Source organism: Roseomonas sp. SRI_022 (genome assembly GCF_057586215.1).
The window spans coordinates 40,249-57,505 of sequence record NZ_JBYCZL010000003.1 but is presented as its reverse complement, the minus strand read 5'-3'; the positions used below and the strand labels follow the sequence as shown (position 1 = coordinate 57,505).

The following is a 17,257-nucleotide window of genomic DNA, read 5'->3' as shown; positions in this document are numbered from 1 at the left end:
CACCAGACCCGATGGCGGAGGTTGGCTAGGAGCCGAGCTCGTCCATCACCAGCCTCACCCAGAAGCCGATGCCGTGCGGCAGGGCCGCGTCGTTGAAGTCGTAGTCCGGCGTATGCAGCCCGTGGACCGCCCCGTCGGCGCCGTTGCCGTTGCCCAGGAAGATCAGGGCGCCCGGCTTCTCACGCATCATGTAGGCGAAATCCTCCCCGCCCGTGACCGGCGTGGCTTCGGCATCCACACGCGCGTCGCCGACCAGGCCGCGGGCGGCGGCCAGCATCGCATCCGTCTCGCGCCCGCGATTGATCAACGGCACCGTGTTCCACCAGGTCGTCACCTCCGCCGTCGCACCGACCATGCCGGCGGATTGCTCGGCCAATTCGGTGATGCGGCGTTCGACCAGTGCCTGCATGGCCGGCGTGAAGGCCCGCATGGTGCCGCCCGCCAGCAGTTCGGACGGCATGACGTTCAGGGCCTCGACCGCGCCGCCTGCGATGTGGCCGACGCTGACCACGGCGCTTTCGGTGGCTGCCACGTTGCGCGCCACGATGGTCTGCAGGGCCTGAATGAAGATCGCCTGCGCGACCGTGATGTCCGAGGCGAGGTGAGGCGAATTGCCCCCATGGCCGCCGGTGCCGCGAAACGTCACCTTCCACCGGCCCGAAGCGGCCATCAGCGGCCCGGCGCGCGTGGCGAAGGATCCGATGGGGATGCCCGGCATGTTGTGCATGCCATACACCGCGTCGACCGGGAAACGGTCGAACAACCCGTCTCGCAGCATCGCCTCGGCGCCACCGCGGCCTTCCTCGGCGGGCTGGAAGATGAAGTGAACGGTGCCGGAGAAGTCCGGCGCCTCGGCGAGAAGCTGCGCGGCGCCCAGCAGCATCGCGGTATGCCCGTCATGCCCGCAGGCATGCATCCGGCCGGCATTCGTCGAGGCGTAGGGCAGGCCGGTGCACTCGTTCAGCGCGAGGGCATCCATGTCGGCGCGCAGGCCAATGGCCCCCTGCCCGGGCCGCCGTCCGCGCAGCGTACCGACGACACCAAGCTGGCCGACGCCCTCCGTGACTTCGATTCCCCAGCCGCGCAATGTCGCAGCCACCAGCGCCGCCGTCCGCGTCTCCTCGAAGCCGAGCTCGGGATGCGCGTGGATGTCGCGGCGGATCGCGGTGATAGCGGGAAGATGGCGCGCGACGCGCTCCGCGGTGTCGTTATCGGGCATGCCGGCGGGTTCCGTTGAGATGCGGATGCTGTTGCCATCTCGCGCGCTGGCCGGCAACCGAGCACTTCACGGGATCAACCATCGGCTCCGCATGCGCCCGGTATGATCCGGTCGTGACGCGGCCAATCTGAAGCCCCGGGGCTTCCTGAACTTGTGGATCTATCGTGGAACGCTTGGTAGCGGCGAGCGGACTTGAACCGCTGACCCCGGCATTATGAGTGCCAGGCCCACCCCTTTTCATACCTCAGAAATGCCGAGAGCAGCCTAAGCATTTCCGGCACTTTTCCTCTCCCATTGTATCTGGGGGCAACCCCAAATATCCTCGCATCGCGCAAATGAGTTGCCCCCGAGTTGCCCCCAGAAGACCCCGGCATTCCGGGCAGGGATACGGGAACGGGGCGCGAACCGAGCGGGGGCGCCGATGCAGGTTCGGCTTTCGGATGCGTGGCTACGGGCGATGCGGCCACCCGCCGATGGGCGCGTTGAAGTCCGAGATGCTGGCTGCCCGGGCCTGGTTCTTCGCCTGACGAAGGGCGGCGCAGCGTCCTGGTCCGCGCGTGGCGTCATGCCTGATGGCAGGCACGGCCGCGTCACGCTGGGCACGTATCCAGACGTTGGGCTGGCAGAAGCCAGGAAGCGCGCCACAGCCTGTCGTGCAGCTGTGCAAGGTGGCGCGGAGGCGATCGCGCGTCGCAAAGCCCCAACGGTTGCGGATCGCTGGCGGGAATGGTCCGAGGTGGCGGCGCGGACCGCGATGAAGGGACGCGGCTGGTCCGATGCGCACGCCGAGCGCGTCGCCTGGATGCTCCAGAAGGTGGTTGCGCCGGCCATGGGCAAGCGCCCCCTCAGCGACACAACTCGCGCCGATTGGACTGCGTTGGTGGGCGAGGCACACAAGCGCGGACCCGCTGCCGCTGGGAACCTGCTGCGGGTCGCGTCCGCCTTCCTAGGCCACGCCGAAGCGGCCGGATGGGTGGATACCGCCCTGCTGCCGCGGAAGGCTTCCATCCTGGCGCCCGCCGTAGCACCGCGTGAGCGGGTGCTTTCCGACGACGAACTCGCCCGCGTCTGGCACGCCGCCGCGACGCTCTCGACCAAACCCCGGGTCTTCGCCCGCCTTCTCATCCTGACGGCCGCACGCCGCGGCGAAGTCGCGGACATCGCGCTCGGCGAGGTGGACCGGCAGGACGGGCTATGGTCCCTCCCCGCCCCTCGCGTGAAGAACCGCGCGGCGCACGTCATCCCGCTCGACGCGTTGGCGCTGGCGGAGATCGACTTGGTCTGGCCGGCCGACCGCTCCGCGCTCGCGCCCGATCATCGGTTGCTCGGCCGCTACGCAGGGGGCGGCTTCTCCGGCTTCTCCAAGGCTAAGGCCGCGATCGACTCAGCGAGTGGCGTGAAGGGCTGGGATTGGCACGATCTCCGCCGGACGGCGCGTACCGGCATGTCGCGCCTGGGCGTAGCGCGGGAAGCCGCGGAGGCCGCGCTGAATCATGTCTCAGGGCGGGCTGGCCTCGTGGGCGTGTACGACCGGCACAACTATCGTGACGAGGCGCTGGCGGCGCTCAGGGCGTGGCAGGGGCATGTGACGGGGGTGTTGTGAGACGCAGCGTGGCGCCTTCATCGTGGACGCGACCGAGGATCTACTCAGGCGAGCCATGGTGCCGATGGCGCCGGCGTTGGTGAGGGCGGTGCGGAAGGTTGGGGACAGATAACGGCACCTCGGTCCGCACCGTCCTCAAGACACTGCGGTAGACGTGGCTGTCCTCGGAAGCGCCGAGGACGGCGTCGCATTGGCGGCACCACTCTTCACGAGCAACGCTGGAAAAGCAGACAACCAAGTCGGCCTCACGGTAGCGTGTTTGGTCCGGGCAATGCCGCCCCGACGAGCCAGCTTTCGAAGGATGCAGGCCATGTCTCAAACGGACGGCGTCGCGCCGGACGGTGGCGGCGAAGTTCAGCCACTGGTCGTCTACAATTGCGTCCACCATCGCGAGCAGAACGCAATTGATTGCACCGCCGACCCAGCGCTGGCTGTCGCGGCCCAGACATACAACGCCGCGATTGTGGCTGGCTTTCCGAAGTTGCAACCGCAGATGAACAAATACCATCCGTTGAACTTCGGGGGCGCAGGCAGCCCAAATTCGATCACTACGCTGCCATCAAAACTGGATGTTCTGGCAGCACTGGCCTTAGCCAACGCCGAAGCTCAGAGAGTGCTGACGAGTAACTTCGAACGCCTGGTTAAGGAAAACCTCGCGGCCTCGGCCAGCACGCAGGCCGAACAGGTAATCGCGGCGCTTAGGGACTTCGACGCGATGCTTCGACCAAACGCCACCCACTCGCCGTGGCTTGGAGAGGCGGCGCCCCGCTCCTCGTTTGACCAGCTTCAGTCAGAAATGGCCGCCATGTCGGGTCTTTGACAGGCGCCTCCCCTCTGCGGCTGACCAGTAGATCAGGTTCGCTGCTGTATCGGCGGGTCGGCCTATATGCGTGGCACCTTGGCTTCAGCGCCCAATGCGTCACGCTGGCTTCGACCAGCGCGGTGCGTCAGCCGATCGCCCAGATCACGACCAGCCAAGACGCCAGCCAGAGAAACGAGACGCCCCAAAATCGCGGTTCGGTCATCGGGAAAGCCTCCTGCCGATCGCCTTCGAGACTTCGACCAAGTCGCGCGGGTGTTGCCCCCCAGCGACGGGGAAGCAAATACTACCATCGCGTGCAACGCCCGGGACGCAAACATCTGTGAGGTGTATTGCGGGGACAGCGCGGCGGACCCGTTCCGCCGGCTAAAGCGACCCGCGACCCTCCGTCGGCCCCGGCTCGCCAGGGGCTTCGGGCCCGCCGCGCACCTCGCTTTCGGGACCGATAGAGCGACGCGTCGTCGGCGCCTCCGTTGCCTCGTCGCCATCTGGCACCGCCTGTAGACTGAGATCAGCGATCCGGCACAGCGCCTTTGCGAAGGAATGGTGCAGTTCCGGGTCGGCACCATGGAGAATGTTGTTCTCAGCCTGCGCGGCAGCCTGACGCAGTTCCCCTGCGGTCCATCCGAGGGGCAATATCCCGCTGCGTTCCAGATGCGCCGTCAGCCTGGTCAGCAGCGTGACAGCGGACATTGCGAGAACCTTGGCGTCGATCTTCTCCAACTCACCCTCCTGCCTTCTTCAAGCGCACCCCAGCCCCACCGCCATTCTCCGGGATGAACTCGACACCCGCGGCTTCGAGGGCGGTGCGGATTGCGGCGAGAGTGCGACCGTGGGGCTGCCGTCTTCCGCTCTCGAAATCGAAAAGCGTTGAGTGCGCAACACCCGATGCTAGCGCGAGATCCTCACGCTTGAGACCGAGCATTGCGCGCGCTCCGCGGCATTGCTCAGGTGCGAGAACCAATATCCGCAATGATTGTTGACTTTCGGCTGTCTGAAGCCGTAATCATACCGGATGTTGGCAATGATTGCCAATCATACGGTCAGGCGGGGTGCTCGAACACCCCGCCCCGCCTAACCGCAACCGCGACCTTTTGGGAGATCGCGACCATGGCTGATGCTGCCCATAGCACGCCTGCCCCTGGGGCTGGCCAACTCCCCGGCAAATTCGCCGACCACATGACGCACTTGTCGAACGTGATGGGCGCCCTCCACCTCGCGATCGATGGCGTCGTCGGCTGCGAGGGGGAGCCGAACGAAGCAGCCATGGGCGGCCTCGGCTGGCTGGCCGGATACGCGCGCGGCGTGGTCGAGGGTCTCCATGCGCTGGCCCACGAGGAGCGGCCGCGGTGGATTATCCTCGCCGAAGCCCAGGGCCTGCTGCGTGACTTGGAGGCGCAGTCGTGAGCGCCGCACAGACCCCCGCAGTCGAGGCCATGCGGCAACGGCATCAGGCGGTGATTGACGGGGCATCGATGGTCGAGCTCGTCGCCTGCGGGCGGATCTTCCACGCCGCCATTAACGTGCATGGGCGGGAATTTGAGGATGATGAGTTTTCGGCGTTGGCATCGTTCGACGACATCATGTCCGAGGTCATTGCCCGCCGGCGACCGGCTTCGTTGCAGGAATTCGCGGCGAAGGTCGCGTATCTCCTGGGGCGCATCGAGGCCGAGAGCATGTCGGATGACGCTACCGAAGCCGTGCTGAGCGGGCTCAAGGAGGATGCGGCGCTGCTCTGTACAAGGGACGCACAGCGTCTGGGGGTGGCCGCATGACCACGCGATGAACCAGGACTTCATCCGCCCCCTGCAGGACCGCGACCTGCAACGCCATCCTTTGTCCGCTGAGCAGATCCACGGCATGGAGAAGGCGAGCAACGATGACCGCGCGTGGTTCGCAGCCCATCCCGGGCGGAATTACCGCCTGCGCCGTGCGGGTTTCCACGAGGTGGCCCTAGACACCGACCTACTCACCTTCGCGGTGGTGAAGCAGGTGCGTCCCGGCTCGCGCGTGAGGGCGTTCTTCCGTGGCCGCCTCGCCCAGATCGACGATGCTTCGGAGGCGGAGGCCGAACGCCTGTTTCATGCCGTCATGGCCCAGTACCCGCAGCACGCCGCGGAGGTCGCCCAGTATGAGGCAGAGAGGGGGACGCCGCGATGACGCCGGGGCTGCTGGCCGCTTGAGCAACGGCCAGTGCTGCATTGGAATTGATGCGAGCGGGCGGGAAACCGTGACCAGCCGCGTGAGAAGGCTGGTGGAACGGCGAACAGCTATGCTGCAATTGCGGGATGGCCCGAATGACGAGCCCAGCCGCGCGCATAGTTGGCGCCCACCTGGCGCTGATGGTGATCTTCGTTGTCGGCTACACCGTCGCGGGCGCCTTCTCGGAGGTAGGAGCGGGGGGCGCAGCTGTTTGGGCGGTCATCCTGCTGGTGATCTATTGCCCGCCGGTGTTCCTGATTTCCGCCGTCCTTGCGCTGGTATTTCGCAGTCGGGTTGTGCGCGTATCTGCGGCGGCCCTGGCGACGGCCGCGACTGTCGGCGCGGCCCTTCTCTTTGCGGGCGGCGGTGCCGCGGTGGCCGTCGCAACGGTAATTGGGGCGGGAGTAGTGCTCTTGCTGGCGCTGTATCCTGCGAGGGCGCCGAGCCGTTCCTAGTCATCGCGCTGCCATTGGCGCCCGGTGTTGCGCGGCCGGCGATGGCTCCAGCGTCACAGCGGTGAAACGGTCCGGGTGTGTGGATCTCGGCCGGGACACGCGGTTGTCAACGGCGGGTGCAGGAAAGCCCGGCCCACCGCCTCCACTCCGGTAGTAGATTGAGCGTCGCGATGAAGGCCGGCCGGCCTTACGGCCGGGAAGCGCGCCATGGAAGACGAACATCCGTACTGGAGCCATCTCGGCCGGGCCCATACTTCGATGCTTCGGCAGATCTTGGATTTCGCGGGCGATCCGAGCACGTTGGTCGCGCGCATGTTCGCCCTTCAGGTGCTGCAAAGTCCACAAATCCGCGGCGTCACCTTCGAACTGCCCTTCTGCAAGGTCGAGCCCGACAACTTTGCCAAGGTGGGCACGGCGATCCTGCTCGGGTCGATCTCCACCGGCATCATGAGCCAGGGTGACCCGGACTTCGAACATGCCCATGCAATGTATGTCCCCGGTGACGACGTGCTGAAGATCGCCGAGGGTGACTGGGAAAAACGCCACCGCTACCGCACAGCGGTGGTGCATGAGTCGGTGCACGCGCACCATGACATGACCAGCCGCGCCGACCTGCTCGTGGTCGAGACCGAACAGGCGTCCTACATCGCCGAGACCGTCTATACGCGCCGCTGGGATCGCTACAGCAAATCGGCGATCCGGCCACAGTTCCTCGCAGACCAGGACAACGCCGACTATAATGCGATCTTCGGCCCCGCGTGGAAATTGGCCCTGAAGATCGTTGACCAGGAGACGCCCAAGATCACCGCGGACGACGTGGACCTCAAGGCGCTGCACAAGGCGATTCGCGAGTCCGCACTCTACAAGAGCACGTGGGACCAGAAGATCACGGCGAACGGCCTGCGCTGGTAGGGCGCGCGCGGAGCGAGCAACCGTGGGCCGCGGCGGTCGTTAGATCCCTGAGGACGCCGGAAGGGTTCAGGGCGTTCCTCGGCCGCCGCTGCGGGGTTCCACGACCAAGGCAGCGGCCAGCGTATCCCTTTCCGCTGAGGTTCCTTGGCGCCCCGATCGGCGCCAGGAACCGGCCCCGCCCGTCGAGCCGCACGCGGTGCGGCGTAATTTCTGACGGTCGGACGCTGGCCACTCAGAACGGCCGCCCGCAACTATGCCGTGCTGGCTGCGTATCTCCTTGTTCACAGCACTGAAGCAGGAGGCAAGCCAATGATTGAACTCTCAAACCCGAAAGCAAAGGTTGAGAAGCCGGCAACCTATTTCGAAGCGCCCGGCGATGTCGTGTCCGATCCGCATCTATCGGCGGATCAGAAGCGAAAGGCGCTCGATACACTGGAGCAGGATGCGCGCCAGTTGGCCGACGCCTCCGCCGAAGGGATGTCGGGTGGTGAGCCCACCAACTTGCGCGATGTGCTGCAAGCCAAAGCGGAGTTTAGTGAACAGGAGGATGCAGCCGTGCCCACCACGCTTGGCGCGGAACTAGCGCAAACGGTGCGCGAGCGGCCGTTCTGGTCCATCGGGTTCGCCGTGCTCGCCGGCATCGGCATAGGCGTCTACATGCGGCGGTAGGCCCGGCTATTCATCGTAAACTGAGCGCGCTCCGGCCTTGTTCACGGCCCGGGGCGGCAGCGGCGCGCCGAACCGCGGTGCGGTCAATGCCCAACTCGCGCGCGATGCAGCGTTGTCGTCTCCGGGCTGCTGGCCCGCCTTTCTCGGCTCATGCGTCGCGCGTTGCGACGCATCGCCCGTCGCTTCGGTCAACCGGACCCATGCGGCAACATGCTGCGCCTCCAGCCCCGACATTCTTTCGCGAGGCCAAAACTGCACCGGGGGTCGCACGTTGCTGAGTCTCCATCAGGAGAGCACCCATGAGCGGCAACATCGAGCAGATCGATCGGGTATCCGAACGCGTGCAGGACGCCGCGCAGGCGGCAGCGGATACGGCGAAGGATGCGGTCAACAGGGCGGCCGACCGGGCGGTGCGGACAGTCGAGCACATCCAGAAACGCCCGATCCAAGTCACGCTCGCAGCGCTGGTCGCCGGCATCCTGATCGGCCTGTGCCTCCGAAGGTGAACGACGACGCGACGAGACCCGGGTGGGCAGTCCGCGTTCCCTCGCGAGAGGACACCGACATGACCGATGGGCGCTTCTAGGTAGGCGTAGTGGTGGCCATAGCAGCCGCGCTGATGCTCTCCGCCTGGCCGCCGACGTGAGGCGGGGATCTTTTCCGGCCGCTGCACCGTTTCGCGGCACGCGGAACATGTAGCGGTGCCGCCTGGGCGCCAACCAGCCGGCTGGTTCGCCGAGTCCCAGACGCGAAAAAGGAAGCCCGCCGGGTGGATCAGCCGGCGGGCGAGGTTGGAGTGCCGTTCACGATCCCCTGGTACGGATGAGCCGCGCGGCTGACGCAGCCTGCCGGAGCACCACCGCATAGGAAAAGGGGGCGAGGCCTGCAAACGCCGTCCAGCGACCGCGTGGAGCATCACACGTGCGACAGCGGGAAAATTGGGGATTCCAGGAAGACTTGCCCCCGGCTTGCCCCCGGGCCTTTCGATGGTAGCGGCGAGCGGACTTGAACCGCTGACCCCGGCATTATGAGTGCCGTGCTCTAACCAGCTGAGCTACGCCGCCATCGAAGCGAGGGCCGCGAGTTAGGCCGCGGCCCGCGCCCTGTCAACACTTCCCGCCGCCCGCAGGAAGCCGCCGCCGAGGACACGGTCGCCGTCATACATCACGCAGGCCTGCCCAGGTGCCACGATCCCCGGCACGTCAAGCGTCACCCGCGCCAGGCTCGCCGCCGCGTCCCAGGCCACGACCGCCGCACGCGGCACCTCCCGCGCCCGCAGCTTCACCGCGCAGCGGAGCGGCGCGGCGGGCGGTTCGATCAGCCAGTTCACCTCGCCGACCGCGGCCTCGGCCGTTTCCAGCGCGCCACGCGGGGCCAGGACGACGCGCCGCCGCCCGGCATCCACCCCGGCGACGTAGAGCCGGTCATCACCATCCCAGGACGCGCCACCGAGGCCCCTGCCCTGCCCGACCGTGTAACGGGCGATCCCGTCATGCCCGCCCAGCACCCGGCCATCGGCATGAACCAGTTCGCCCGGCGCCACGGCATCCGGGCGCAGCTTCGCCACCAGCGAATCGTAGCGGCCTTCCGGCACGAAGCAGATGTCCTGGCTGTCGGGCTTGTCGGCGACGGCCAGGCCCAGCCGCGCCGCCACCGCCCGCACCGCCGCCTTGTCCGGATAGCCGCCGAGGGGGAAGCGCGCGAAGTCGAGCTGCTCGCGCGTCGTCGCCGCCAGGAAGTAGGACTGGTCCCGCGCCGGGTCCGCGGCCCGGTGCAGCTCGGCGCCCGAGGCGCCCTCCACCCGGCGCGCGTAGTGCCCGGTCGCCAGAGCCTCGCAGCCGAGGTCACGCGCCAACGCTACTAGGTCACGGAACTTCACCGTCTGGTTGCAGCGGATGCAGGGCACCGGCGTCTCGCCGCGGGCGTAGGTGTCGGCGAAATCGCCGATCACCTCGCGCCGAAACACCTGCTCGCGATCCAGCACGTAGTGCGGGATGCCAAGCCGGTCCGCGACGTTGCGCGCGTCGTGGATGTCCTGCCCGGCGCAGCAGGCGCCCTTCTTCTGCACCGCCGCGCCATGGTCGTAGAGCTGCAGCGTGGCGCCGACGACCTCGTGGCCTTCCTCGGCCAGCAGACCGGCGACGACCGAGGAATCGACGCCGCCGGACATGGCGACCAGGATCTTCATGGCTGCGCCATTAAGGGGGCGACGAGGATCCTCATGGCGCCGCGTCCAGCCCCTGCTGCCAGAAGCGCTGCTCGAGCCGCGCGGCCTCAGCGAAATCCGCCGCCAGCCGCGCGAAGCGTGCTTCCCCGCCATGGGACACGCCCAAGGCATCGATGCGCAGCGCGGCGGCGCGCGCCATCGCCTGGTAATCCTCGGACCCGTAGGTATCGATCCAGGACTGGTACGGGTTGCCATCGACCCTGCGCGCGGGGTCGGCCAGCACGCGCAGCGCCACCTCCCCGTAGCCGACCGTGCAGGGCACCAGCGCCACCTCAAGGTCGAGGATGTCGCCGAACAGCCCGCGATCCAGCACCCAGCGGGTGTAGGAGACCGTCTCAGCGCTTTCCGGCGTCGCGATCACATCGGCCTCGGACAGGCCCCATTCCGCGCAGTACTTCAGGTGCAGCTTGGTCTCGTCGAGGATCGCCAGCACCGCGGCGGCCTTGTCGCGCATCGCGGCCAGGCTCTCCCCCTTCACCACCGCCAGCGCCTTGGCGCGGGCGAAATGGATCAGGAACAGGTAGTCCTGGATCAGATAGGTGCGGAAGGCCGGCAACGGCAGCGTCCCGTCCGACAGGCGCTGCACGAAGGGATGCCACGTATAGCCCGACCACGCCTCGGCCGCGGCCGCGCGCAGCCGGCGGAACAGGCCGCCTTCCGCACCGAAATCCGTCTCCCAGCGCGGTGCGGCCATAGCCTCAGCCGCCCGCGTTGCGGCTGCCGGCAGGCAGCTTCACCACCAGCCCGTCCAGCTTCTCGGTCATGATGAGCTGGCAGCCGAGCCGCGAGGTCTCCTGCAGGTCGAAGGCGAGGTCGAGCATGTCCTCCTCATCCTCGGTTGGCGCCGCAAGCTTGCTGAACCAGGACGCATCCACGATGACGTGGCAGGTCGAACAGGCGAGCGAGCCCTCGCAGGCGCCCTCGATATCCACATCGTGGCGGTGCGCGATCTCGAGCACGGACAGCCCGAGCGGCGCATCCACTTCCTTGCGCGTCCCGTCGCGCTGAATGAAGACCATCTTCGGCATATCTACTCCGCCGCCCTGCTTGTTCCGGAAACAGCCCGGCGCCACCCCTCCGCGAGCATCGCGGCGGCCCGGTCCACATCGGCGGGCGAGGTAAAGCGTCCGATGCCGATCCGCAAGGTGGCGCGCGCCCGGGCCTCCTCCAGCCCGATCGCCTTCAGGACATAGGACGGTTCGACCTCGGCCGAGGAACAGGCCGATCCGGTGGAGACGCAGACCCCGGGCGCGGCCGCCATGATGTCCTGCGCCGAGGCACCGCCCGGGAAGGCGATGTTGACGTTGCCCGTCACCCGTGGCGCCCCCGGCGCATTGATCTGTAGCCCCGGCACGGCGGCCTGCAGCGCCGCGAGGAACAGGTCCCGCTGCCCGGCGATCCGCCCGGCATCGAGCAGGCCTTCGATCGCGGCGATCCGCGCTGCCTCTCCGAAGCCGACCACCAGCGGCGCCGGGAGGGTGCCGGAGCGCAGGCCCCGTTCCTGCCCGCCGCCGGACAGCAGCGGGGCGATGCGGACCCGCGGCCGGCGCCGGACATAAAGCGCGCCGATCCCCTTCGGCCCATAGATCTTGTGCGCCGACAGCGACAGCAGGTCGGCCCGGATCTCCGCCACGTCGAGCGGAATGCGCCCGGCCGCCTGCGCCGCATCTGTGTGGAACAGCGCCCCGGCCTCCTTGGCGATCGCCCCGATCGCGGCCAGATCCTGGATGACGCCGATCTCGTTGTTCACCGCCATGACCGAGACCAGCAGCGTGCGGTCATCCACCGCCGCGCGCAGCGCATCGAGGTCCAGCAGCCCGTTGCCGTCCACCGGCAGGAACACTGGTTCGAATCCTTCCTCGGCCAGCGCCTTCACGCTTTCGAGGACGCATTTGTGCTCGGTCGCGACAGTGACGATCCGCCAGCGTTCCGACCCCTGGGACGCCGCGAAGCGCGCGGCACCCTTGATGGCGAGGTTATTGGCCTCGGTCGCGCCGGAAGTCAGCACGATCTCCTTCGCATCGGCGCCGATCAGTTCGGCGACGTGGCTGCGGGCTTCCTCGACGGCTTCCTCGGCGGCGCGGCCCATGGCGTGCTCGACGGAGCCGGGATTGGCGAAATTCTCCTCCCACCAGGGCCGCATGGCGGCGAGCACGCGCGGATCGACCGGCGTGGTGGCATGGCAGTCGAGGTAGATGGGGCGGTTCGGCGGGACGGTCATGGCGCCAAGATGGGCTGGGAAGGCGGAAAGCGGGAGAGCAACCGTGAGTTGAAGAAAGCCTCAACAATGTCGATTTTGGACAAATTGCCGGATCGGGCTCGCCAGGCGCCCACCACGAAGGCATGGGCGGCGCACAGCATCAGGTCGCGCCGTGTGGCTTGGGGTTGCGACGAACTGGCGGCACGACGGCACCCTCCGAAAAATGGGCGCCAGGATACTAGGAATTATTACTTATTGCAATGCTGCAAGCCCCGACTGGGGCCTCAAGGCGCCGTCACCTATCACCTCCGGCAATCGCTGTAGACGAAACGCCGCCCGCTGCACGGCGCGCACGCCGCGCGAGATGCTCGTCGAGCGTCTCTTGCAGGGCAATCGCCAGCCCATGCGAGAAGGCAGCAACCCGGACGGCCCTACGTCGCCAGGCCACCCGGGATGACGCGCATCTGCGCCTGTCGCTCCGTCGACCACACGGCCTCTTCGACAATGACCTCACCCTCCAGTCTCACGGCAGCGTAGCCGGCCATGTCGATCCGCCGACCCGAAGCAGGCTTCAACGGTCCAATGTGAAAGTCATGATAGGCGGGGCCAGTGTGGATCCCGCTGCACTGCCACCGGTAGACGACCATGCTGCGGTCAGCGAGCATCGGCCCGCTTCGCTTGAAGCGCAGGTCAGGGAAGGCTTCGCGGAGCCCAATGATGAAGGCCTTCAACGCCTCTCGACCGCGCAGCGGCCCCTCCGTCGAATACTGCAGAGCCACGTCGGCCGAAGCCAATTCGTCCACGATCCTCAGGTCGGGCTGCTCGCCCCAGAACGCTGCAATCCATCGTCCGACGATGGCCTTGTGCAGCGTATCGACGTCCATCTCCATGTCCCGTTTCAGCGGCGCGTGCATTGGATTTCCCTCGAAGCTGCGGCCCGAACGTGGCGCACGGGATGGCGTGGCCGCACTCCGAAGGTTGCGCTTGCACGCAGCCAGCGTTGCTTTCGTTCGTTGCAGCCATTCGGCCGCTTTGCCGTCGCCGACGACGGAACGTGTCCTCGTCGCCGTCACGGTCGCGGAGCACGTAAAGGCGCCCCGCTTGCCGGGTCTCCGGCGCGGCGTATCGTAATCCCAAGCACGTTCAGGAAAGACCCGCATGGCGCCCAAGATCCTCATGATGGACAGCCCGCTCTCCGACATCCCGACCGCACGAGAGATCGCGCCGCCCGGGATGGAACTGACCGTCGCGCCCTTCGGCAGCGATGCCTTCAAGGCCGCCATCGGCGACGCCGACTTCCTCGTGGGTTTCGGCAACAAGGCGATCGATGCCAGCTTCTACGCCGCGGCGCCGAAGCTCAAGCTGTTCCAGCTACTGTCCGCCGGCTACGACACGGTCGATATCGAAGCGGCTCGCGGCGCCGGTATCCCGGTCTGCAACAATGGCGGGGCGAATTCCACGGCGGTGTCCGAGCACGCCATCATGCTGATGATGGCAACCTGCCGGCGTCTCGTGTGGCAGCATGACAGCGTGGTCAGTGGACGCTGGCGCGGCAACAATCCGGGTGCGACCAAGCTGTTCGAATTGCGCGACAAGGTGCTCGGCATCGTCGGGCTGGGTGCGATCGGCAAAAAGGTTGCACGCTTGGCCAACGCCTTCGGCATGCGCGTGCAGTACTACGACATCCGCCGTGTCTCCGAAGCCGAGGAGGACGCGCTCGACGTCCGCTTCCGGCTGATGAACGAGATCCTGCGCAGCTCCGACATCGTCTCCCTGCATGTGCCGCTGACGCCGGCGTCGAGACACATGATCGGCGCGGCGGAACTCGCGCTGATGAAGCCCAGCGCCTTCCTGGTGAACACCTGCCGCGGCCCGGTGATCGACGAGAAAGCGCTGATCGCAGCACTCGATGGCGGGGTGATCGCCGGGGCGGGTCTCGACGTGTTCGACCAGGAACCGCCGCCTTCCGACAATCCGCTGTTCAGGATGGAGAATGTCGTCCTGACGCCGCACTACGCCGGCCCGACCTGGGACAATCAGCCGGCGCGCTTCCGCAATGCCTTCGACAATTGCCAGCGCGTGGCGCGGGGCGAGGCGCCGCTCTGGATCATTCCCGAACTCCAGTAGCGCCAGCCCAACAGACAGAAAAAGGAGTGGGGGGTGTCGGGGGGCGAGTTCCCTCGCCCCCTGACCACTTACGCTGCCCGCCGTGACGCCCGCGCCCGCATGGCGGCCCATGCCGCGACGAAGCGGCCGGCGGTGTCCTCGGGCGCGTTCCAGGGCAGCGAGACGCGGATGGCGCAGGCGGCCTCCGCGCCCAGCCCCATGGCCGCCAGCACATGGGACGCCCCGACCTTTCCCGAAGAACACGCCGCGCCCGCAGAGACGCGCATGCCCGCGAGATCCAGCGCGATCACCTGCGTTTCCGCCGGCACGCCGGGCAGCAGGATGGAGGTCGTGTTGGGCAGGCGCGGCGCGTCCCGGCCAGGGAAGCGTGCCTCCGGCGCAAGGGCGGCAATGGCGGCCTCGATGCCATCGCGGATCGGAGCGAGGCGCGCGGCTTGCCCTTCCGTCGCCGCGCGGCAGGCGGCCGCGAAACCGGCGATGGCGGGCAGCGGTTCGGTGCCGCCGCGGCGCCCGCGTTCCTGGCCTCCGCCGGCGACCAGGGGCGAAACATCCAGCCCCGGGCGCAGCAGCAGCGCCCCCGCCCCCTTGGGCCCGCCGATCTTGTGCGCCGACAGGGCCAGGCTGTCGGCCCCGGGCGGCAGGGCCACGCGCCCGGCCGCCTGCACCGCATCGACATGCAGCAGTGCGCCATGCCGGCGGCAGATGGCGGCGGCGGCCTCGATCGGGTGCAATACGCCGGTCTCATTGTTCGCGGCCATCAGGCACACCAGAGCCGGGCCGCCTGTGGCGAGCGCGGCGTCGAGCGCCACGAGGTCGATTGTGCCATCGGCCTGCACCGGCAGCAGCGCCGCCTCGGGCGCGGCGCGCAGCACCGCGGGGTGTTCCGTCGCACCCAGCAGCACCCGCCGCCCGGCGGCCAGCCCGCGGACGGCCAGCGCATTCGCCTCGGTGCCGCCGGCGGTGAAGACGATATCCTGCGCCCTGGCGCCGAAACGCGCCGCGACGGCCGCCCGCGCATCCTCCAGCACCCGCCGCGCCGCACGGCCCTCCGCATGGACCGAGGACGGGTTGCCTGGCAGGTCCAACGCGGCGAGCACGGCCGCCCGCGCCTCCGGCCGCAGCGGTTCGGTCGCATTGGCGTCGAGGTAGAGACCCCCTGTCACGGCGGGGTGCCGGCGGCGGCCTCGGCTCCGGCGGGCGGGCGGGCGCGACCGGTGACGCGGCCATCCACCACATCGGCCAACGTCATGGCGCCCAGGAACAGCCGAATCTGGTCGCCGAGTTCGGCCCAGAGATCATGCGTCAGGCAGCGCGTGCCGCCGAGGCAGCCTGGCCCGCCTTCCTCGCAGCGGGTTGCGACGATGGGCTCGTCGGCGGCCTCCACCACCTCGGCGATGCGGATGGCGCTGGCCGGGCGGGCGAGCCGGTAGCCGCCACCCGGCCCGCGCGCCGAGGCCACCAGCCCCGCGCGCCGCAAGCGGCCGAACAATTGCTCCAGATAGGCCACCGACAATTGCTGCGCGGCGGCGATGTCGTTGAGGGTGACCGGGCGACCGTTCACGCAGCCCTCGGATCGGCCCTCCCGTGCCGCCATGTCGACCAGCGCCATGACGGCGTAACGTCCGCGGGTGGACAAGCGCATGACCTACTCCGCTCTCCTCGCAACCCTGATCCGTCGTTCACACATGGGGGGTCTGTAGTGATTCTGTTATGCGATCGACGTCCGGTTCCCATATAGTGCGCGAGCCCTGGGACACGGGAACCTCCCTCAGGGCAACATGGAATGCTCCCAGACCGTTGATTTCGCAGCATCGCAGCAATGCGGGCCGGGGCGCGGATTGACGCTAAGTTTTCCGACCGCCGCAGTCAACAATTCCGGCGGCGCGGAGCGATCCATGGCAAGGCGCACCCCCAGCGCCACTCGTGCGGGGTTCCCCAAACTGCGGCAGGTCGCCGCCAAACCGGCCCAGGCCCCGCGAGGGGCGAGTCAGGTTGGAGCGGCCTGCGGCAAAGCATTGGACTGAACGCACGATGCCTGAGGTCATGTTCGCCGGGCCGGATGGCCGGCTCGAGGGACGATACCATCACTCGAAGCGGCCCAATGCCCCGGTGGCGCTGATCCTCCACCCCCACCCGCTGCATGGCGGGACCATGAACAACCGGGTGTCCTACAGCCTGTACCAGCGCTTCCAGGCGATGGGCTTCTCCGTCCTCCGCTTCAACTATCGCGGCGTGGGCCGCAGCCAGGGCCGCTATGACGGTGGCATCGGCGAAGTGTCGGATGCCTGTTCGGGGCTGGACTTCCTGCAGGCGGTCAACCCGAACGCCTCGATGCTCTGGGTCGCCGGCTATTCCTTCGGCGCCTATGTCGGCATGCAGGTGCTGATGCGGCGGCCCGAGATGGGCGGCTTCATCTCCATCAGCGCGCCGGCGTCGCACTATGATTTCGGCTTCCTCGCGCCCTGCCCCTGCAACGGGCTGATCTTCCACGGCGCGGATGATGAGCTGGTGCCGGAACCGTCGGTGCGGAAGCTGGTGGACAAGCTGAACACCCAGAAGGGCATCACCATCGACTACCGGGTGATGCCGGGCGCAGGCCATGTCTATACGCCGGACCAGACCGAGAAGGTCGTGGACGCCACCGAGGACCACGTCATGGGCGTGCTCAATCGCGGCCGGATGGCTCTCGCCGCCGACTGACGCGCGGGCGCCACAGCGCTCCGCCTCGAGCAGGGCCGCCGGGCAACCGGCGGCCCTTCGCATGTTCGGCGCATGCCATCACGGGACCTGGACGACGCGCCTGTGGGTGGGAACCCTGGAGCG

The 17,257-nt window shown here is 67.9% G+C and carries 21 protein-coding genes, 1 tRNA gene and 1 pseudogene; 12 read left to right on the top strand and 11 right to left on the bottom strand.

Features of this window, described 5'->3' with window-relative positions; genetic code table 11:
- Positions 1 to 25: 25 nt before the first annotated feature.
- Entirely contained in the window at positions 26 to 1,219 is a 1,194-nt protein-coding gene (locus AC2YHJ_RS03505; RefSeq protein WP_487393990.1) for a M20 aminoacylase family protein, read from the bottom strand.
- Between the two features lie 421 nt (positions 1,220 to 1,640).
- Between AC2YHJ_RS03505 and AC2YHJ_RS03500 the strand changes: the two are divergent.
- The 3 genes and pseudogenes from AC2YHJ_RS03500 to AC2YHJ_RS03490 all read left to right on the top strand — a co-directional run.
- Positions 1,641 to 1,907: pseudogene (locus AC2YHJ_RS03500) on the top strand (Arm DNA-binding domain-containing protein); the annotation flags it as partial.
- Between the two features lie 48 nt (positions 1,908 to 1,955).
- Positions 1,956 to 2,822 (top strand): tyrosine-type recombinase/integrase, encoded by an 867-nt coding sequence (locus AC2YHJ_RS03495; protein ID WP_487394297.1) that lies wholly within the window; start codon positions 1,956 to 1,958, stop codon positions 2,820 to 2,822.
- A 310-nt stretch (positions 2,823 to 3,132) separates the two neighbouring features.
- A complete protein-coding gene (locus AC2YHJ_RS03490) occupies positions 3,133 to 3,642 on the top strand; it encodes a hypothetical protein (protein WP_487393988.1) in 510 nt (169 codons plus the stop codon).
- Positions 3,643 to 4,008: 366 nt separating this feature from the next.
- On the opposite strand, the gene AC2YHJ_RS03485 is transcribed toward AC2YHJ_RS03490, so the two are convergent.
- On the bottom strand, positions 4,009 to 4,365 hold the full coding sequence (locus AC2YHJ_RS03485) for a hypothetical protein (RefSeq protein ID WP_487393987.1): 357 nt from the start codon (positions 4,363 to 4,365) through the stop codon (positions 4,009 to 4,011).
- Between the two features lies 1 nt (position 4,366).
- The gene (locus tag AC2YHJ_RS03480) at positions 4,367 to 4,567 is read right to left on the bottom strand and encodes a helix-turn-helix domain-containing protein (RefSeq protein WP_487393985.1); all 201 of its coding nucleotides are present in this window, start codon (positions 4,565 to 4,567) and stop codon (positions 4,367 to 4,369) included.
- 185 nt (positions 4,568 to 4,752) lie between these two features.
- On the opposite strand from AC2YHJ_RS03480, the gene AC2YHJ_RS03475 reads away from it, so the two are divergent.
- The 7 genes from AC2YHJ_RS03475 (at position 4,753) to AC2YHJ_RS03445 (ending at position 8,386) form a co-directional block, all read left to right on the top strand.
- On the top strand, positions 4,753 to 5,049 hold the full coding sequence (locus tag AC2YHJ_RS03475; protein ID WP_487393984.1) for a hypothetical protein: 297 nt from the start codon (positions 4,753 to 4,755) through the stop codon (positions 5,047 to 5,049).
- Positions 5,046 to 5,417: a hypothetical protein gene (locus AC2YHJ_RS03470; RefSeq protein ID WP_487393983.1), complete on the top strand. Its 372-nt coding sequence runs from the start codon at positions 5,046 to 5,048 to the stop codon at positions 5,415 to 5,417. Before AC2YHJ_RS03475 ends, AC2YHJ_RS03470 begins: the two co-directional genes overlap by 4 nt.
- 7 nt (positions 5,418 to 5,424) lie before the next feature.
- Positions 5,425 to 5,802, top strand: coding sequence for a hypothetical protein (locus tag AC2YHJ_RS03465; RefSeq protein ID WP_487393982.1), 378 nt, complete (start codon positions 5,425 to 5,427; stop codon positions 5,800 to 5,802).
- 137 nt (positions 5,803 to 5,939) lie between these two features.
- Positions 5,940 to 6,299 carry a hypothetical protein gene (locus AC2YHJ_RS03460; RefSeq protein ID WP_487393981.1) on the top strand — a complete coding sequence of 120 codons (360 nt, stop codon included), beginning with the start codon at positions 5,940 to 5,942 and terminating at the stop codon, positions 6,297 to 6,299.
- Between the two features lie 207 nt (positions 6,300 to 6,506).
- Positions 6,507 to 7,211: a hypothetical protein gene (locus tag AC2YHJ_RS03455; RefSeq protein ID WP_487393979.1), complete on the top strand. Its 705-nt coding sequence runs from the start codon at positions 6,507 to 6,509 to the stop codon at positions 7,209 to 7,211.
- A gap of 309 nt (positions 7,212 to 7,520) precedes the next feature.
- Positions 7,521 to 7,880, top strand: a complete 360-nt coding sequence (locus AC2YHJ_RS03450) for a hypothetical protein (RefSeq protein ID WP_487393978.1) — start codon at positions 7,521 to 7,523, stop codon at positions 7,878 to 7,880.
- Positions 7,881 to 8,179: 299 nt separating this feature from the next.
- Positions 8,180 to 8,386 carry a hypothetical protein gene (locus tag AC2YHJ_RS03445; RefSeq protein ID WP_487393976.1) on the top strand — a complete coding sequence of 69 codons (207 nt, stop codon included), beginning with the start codon at positions 8,180 to 8,182 and terminating at the stop codon, positions 8,384 to 8,386.
- 481 nt (positions 8,387 to 8,867) lie between these two features.
- On the opposite strand, the gene AC2YHJ_RS03440 is transcribed toward AC2YHJ_RS03445, so the two are convergent.
- From AC2YHJ_RS03440 to AC2YHJ_RS03415, 6 genes are all read right to left on the bottom strand, one after another.
- A tRNA-Met gene (locus AC2YHJ_RS03440) sits at positions 8,868 to 8,944 on the bottom strand.
- 20 nt (positions 8,945 to 8,964) lie between these two features.
- Positions 8,965 to 10,068 (bottom strand): tRNA 2-thiouridine(34) synthase MnmA, encoded by a 1,104-nt coding sequence (gene mnmA, locus AC2YHJ_RS03435; protein ID WP_487393974.1) that lies wholly within the window; start codon positions 10,066 to 10,068, stop codon positions 8,965 to 8,967.
- 31 nt (positions 10,069 to 10,099) lie between these two features.
- Complete coding sequence (locus AC2YHJ_RS03430; RefSeq protein WP_487393973.1) at positions 10,100 to 10,801, bottom strand: TenA family protein; 702 nt, start codon at positions 10,799 to 10,801, stop codon at positions 10,100 to 10,102.
- A 4-nt stretch (positions 10,802 to 10,805) separates the two neighbouring features.
- The gene (locus tag AC2YHJ_RS03425) at positions 10,806 to 11,135 is read right to left on the bottom strand and encodes a ferredoxin family 2Fe-2S iron-sulfur cluster binding protein (protein WP_487393972.1); all 330 of its coding nucleotides are present in this window, start codon (positions 11,133 to 11,135) and stop codon (positions 10,806 to 10,808) included.
- A gap of 2 nt (positions 11,136 to 11,137) precedes the next feature.
- Positions 11,138 to 12,328, bottom strand: coding sequence for a cysteine desulfurase family protein (locus AC2YHJ_RS03420; protein WP_487393971.1), 1,191 nt, complete (start codon positions 12,326 to 12,328; stop codon positions 11,138 to 11,140).
- A gap of 410 nt (positions 12,329 to 12,738) precedes the next feature.
- A complete protein-coding gene (locus AC2YHJ_RS03415; RefSeq protein WP_487393970.1) occupies positions 12,739 to 13,221 on the bottom strand; it encodes an ester cyclase in 483 nt (160 codons plus the stop codon).
- 244 nt (positions 13,222 to 13,465) lie between these two features.
- Here AC2YHJ_RS03415 and AC2YHJ_RS03410 point away from each other — a divergent pair, with 244 nt between their 5' ends.
- Positions 13,466 to 14,434: a 2-hydroxyacid dehydrogenase gene (locus AC2YHJ_RS03410; RefSeq protein ID WP_487393969.1), complete on the top strand. Its 969-nt coding sequence runs from the start codon at positions 13,466 to 13,468 to the stop codon at positions 14,432 to 14,434.
- A gap of 68 nt (positions 14,435 to 14,502) precedes the next feature.
- Here the strand turns inward: AC2YHJ_RS03410 and AC2YHJ_RS03405 are convergent, their stop codons facing one another.
- Entirely contained in the window at positions 14,503 to 15,597 is a 1,095-nt protein-coding gene (locus tag AC2YHJ_RS03405) for a cysteine desulfurase family protein (protein WP_487393968.1), read from the bottom strand.
- Positions 15,594 to 16,076 (bottom strand): Rrf2 family transcriptional regulator, encoded by a 483-nt coding sequence (locus AC2YHJ_RS03400; protein ID WP_487393967.1) that lies wholly within the window; start codon positions 16,074 to 16,076, stop codon positions 15,594 to 15,596. The genes AC2YHJ_RS03405 and AC2YHJ_RS03400 overlap by 4 nt, the downstream gene beginning before the upstream one ends.
- A gap of 389 nt (positions 16,077 to 16,465) precedes the next feature.
- On the opposite strand from AC2YHJ_RS03400, the gene AC2YHJ_RS03395 reads away from it, so the two are divergent.
- On the top strand, positions 16,466 to 17,134 hold the full coding sequence (locus tag AC2YHJ_RS03395; RefSeq protein ID WP_487393965.1) for an alpha/beta hydrolase: 669 nt from the start codon (positions 16,466 to 16,468) through the stop codon (positions 17,132 to 17,134).
- The last annotated feature ends 123 nt before the right edge of the window (positions 17,135 to 17,257 follow it).

Excerpts from the sequence above, each read along its gene's own strand:
- AC2YHJ_RS03480 (WP_487393985.1), bottom strand. The coding sequence starts at position 4,567 with ATGCTCGGTCTCAAGCGTGAGGATCTCGCGCTAGCATCGGGTGTTGCG.
- AC2YHJ_RS03465 (WP_487393982.1), top strand. The coding sequence starts at position 5,425 with ATGAACCAGGACTTCATCCGCCCCCTGCAGGACCGCGACCTGCAACGC.
- AC2YHJ_RS03415 (WP_487393970.1), bottom strand. The coding sequence starts at position 13,221 with ATGCACGCGCCGCTGAAACGGGACATGGAGATGGACGTCGATACGCTG.
- AC2YHJ_RS03460 (WP_487393981.1), top strand. The coding sequence starts at position 5,940 with ATGACGAGCCCAGCCGCGCGCATAGTTGGCGCCCACCTGGCGCTGATG.
- AC2YHJ_RS03395 (WP_487393965.1), top strand. The coding sequence starts at position 16,466 with ATGCCTGAGGTCATGTTCGCCGGGCCGGATGGCCGGCTCGAGGGACGA.
- AC2YHJ_RS03410 (WP_487393969.1), top strand. The coding sequence starts at position 13,466 with ATGGCGCCCAAGATCCTCATGATGGACAGCCCGCTCTCCGACATCCCG.
- AC2YHJ_RS03450 (WP_487393978.1), top strand. The coding sequence starts at position 7,521 with ATGATTGAACTCTCAAACCCGAAAGCAAAGGTTGAGAAGCCGGCAACC.
- AC2YHJ_RS03425 (WP_487393972.1), bottom strand. The coding sequence starts at position 11,135 with ATGCCGAAGATGGTCTTCATTCAGCGCGACGGGACGCGCAAGGAAGTG.
- AC2YHJ_RS03490 (WP_487393988.1), top strand. The coding sequence starts at position 3,133 with ATGTCTCAAACGGACGGCGTCGCGCCGGACGGTGGCGGCGAAGTTCAG.
- AC2YHJ_RS03455 (WP_487393979.1), top strand. The coding sequence starts at position 6,507 with ATGGAAGACGAACATCCGTACTGGAGCCATCTCGGCCGGGCCCATACT.
- AC2YHJ_RS03475 (WP_487393984.1), top strand. The coding sequence starts at position 4,753 with ATGGCTGATGCTGCCCATAGCACGCCTGCCCCTGGGGCTGGCCAACTC.
- AC2YHJ_RS03430 (WP_487393973.1), bottom strand. The coding sequence starts at position 10,801 with ATGGCCGCACCGCGCTGGGAGACGGATTTCGGTGCGGAAGGCGGCCTG.
- AC2YHJ_RS03505 (WP_487393990.1), bottom strand. The coding sequence starts at position 1,219 with ATGCCCGATAACGACACCGCGGAGCGCGTCGCGCGCCATCTTCCCGCT.
- mnmA (WP_487393974.1), bottom strand. The coding sequence starts at position 10,068 with ATGAAGATCCTGGTCGCCATGTCCGGCGGCGTCGATTCCTCGGTCGTC.
- AC2YHJ_RS03420 (WP_487393971.1), bottom strand. The coding sequence starts at position 12,328 with ATGACCGTCCCGCCGAACCGCCCCATCTACCTCGACTGCCATGCCACC.
- AC2YHJ_RS03445 (WP_487393976.1), top strand. The coding sequence starts at position 8,180 with ATGAGCGGCAACATCGAGCAGATCGATCGGGTATCCGAACGCGTGCAG.
- AC2YHJ_RS03400 (WP_487393967.1), bottom strand. The coding sequence starts at position 16,076 with ATGCGCTTGTCCACCCGCGGACGTTACGCCGTCATGGCGCTGGTCGAC.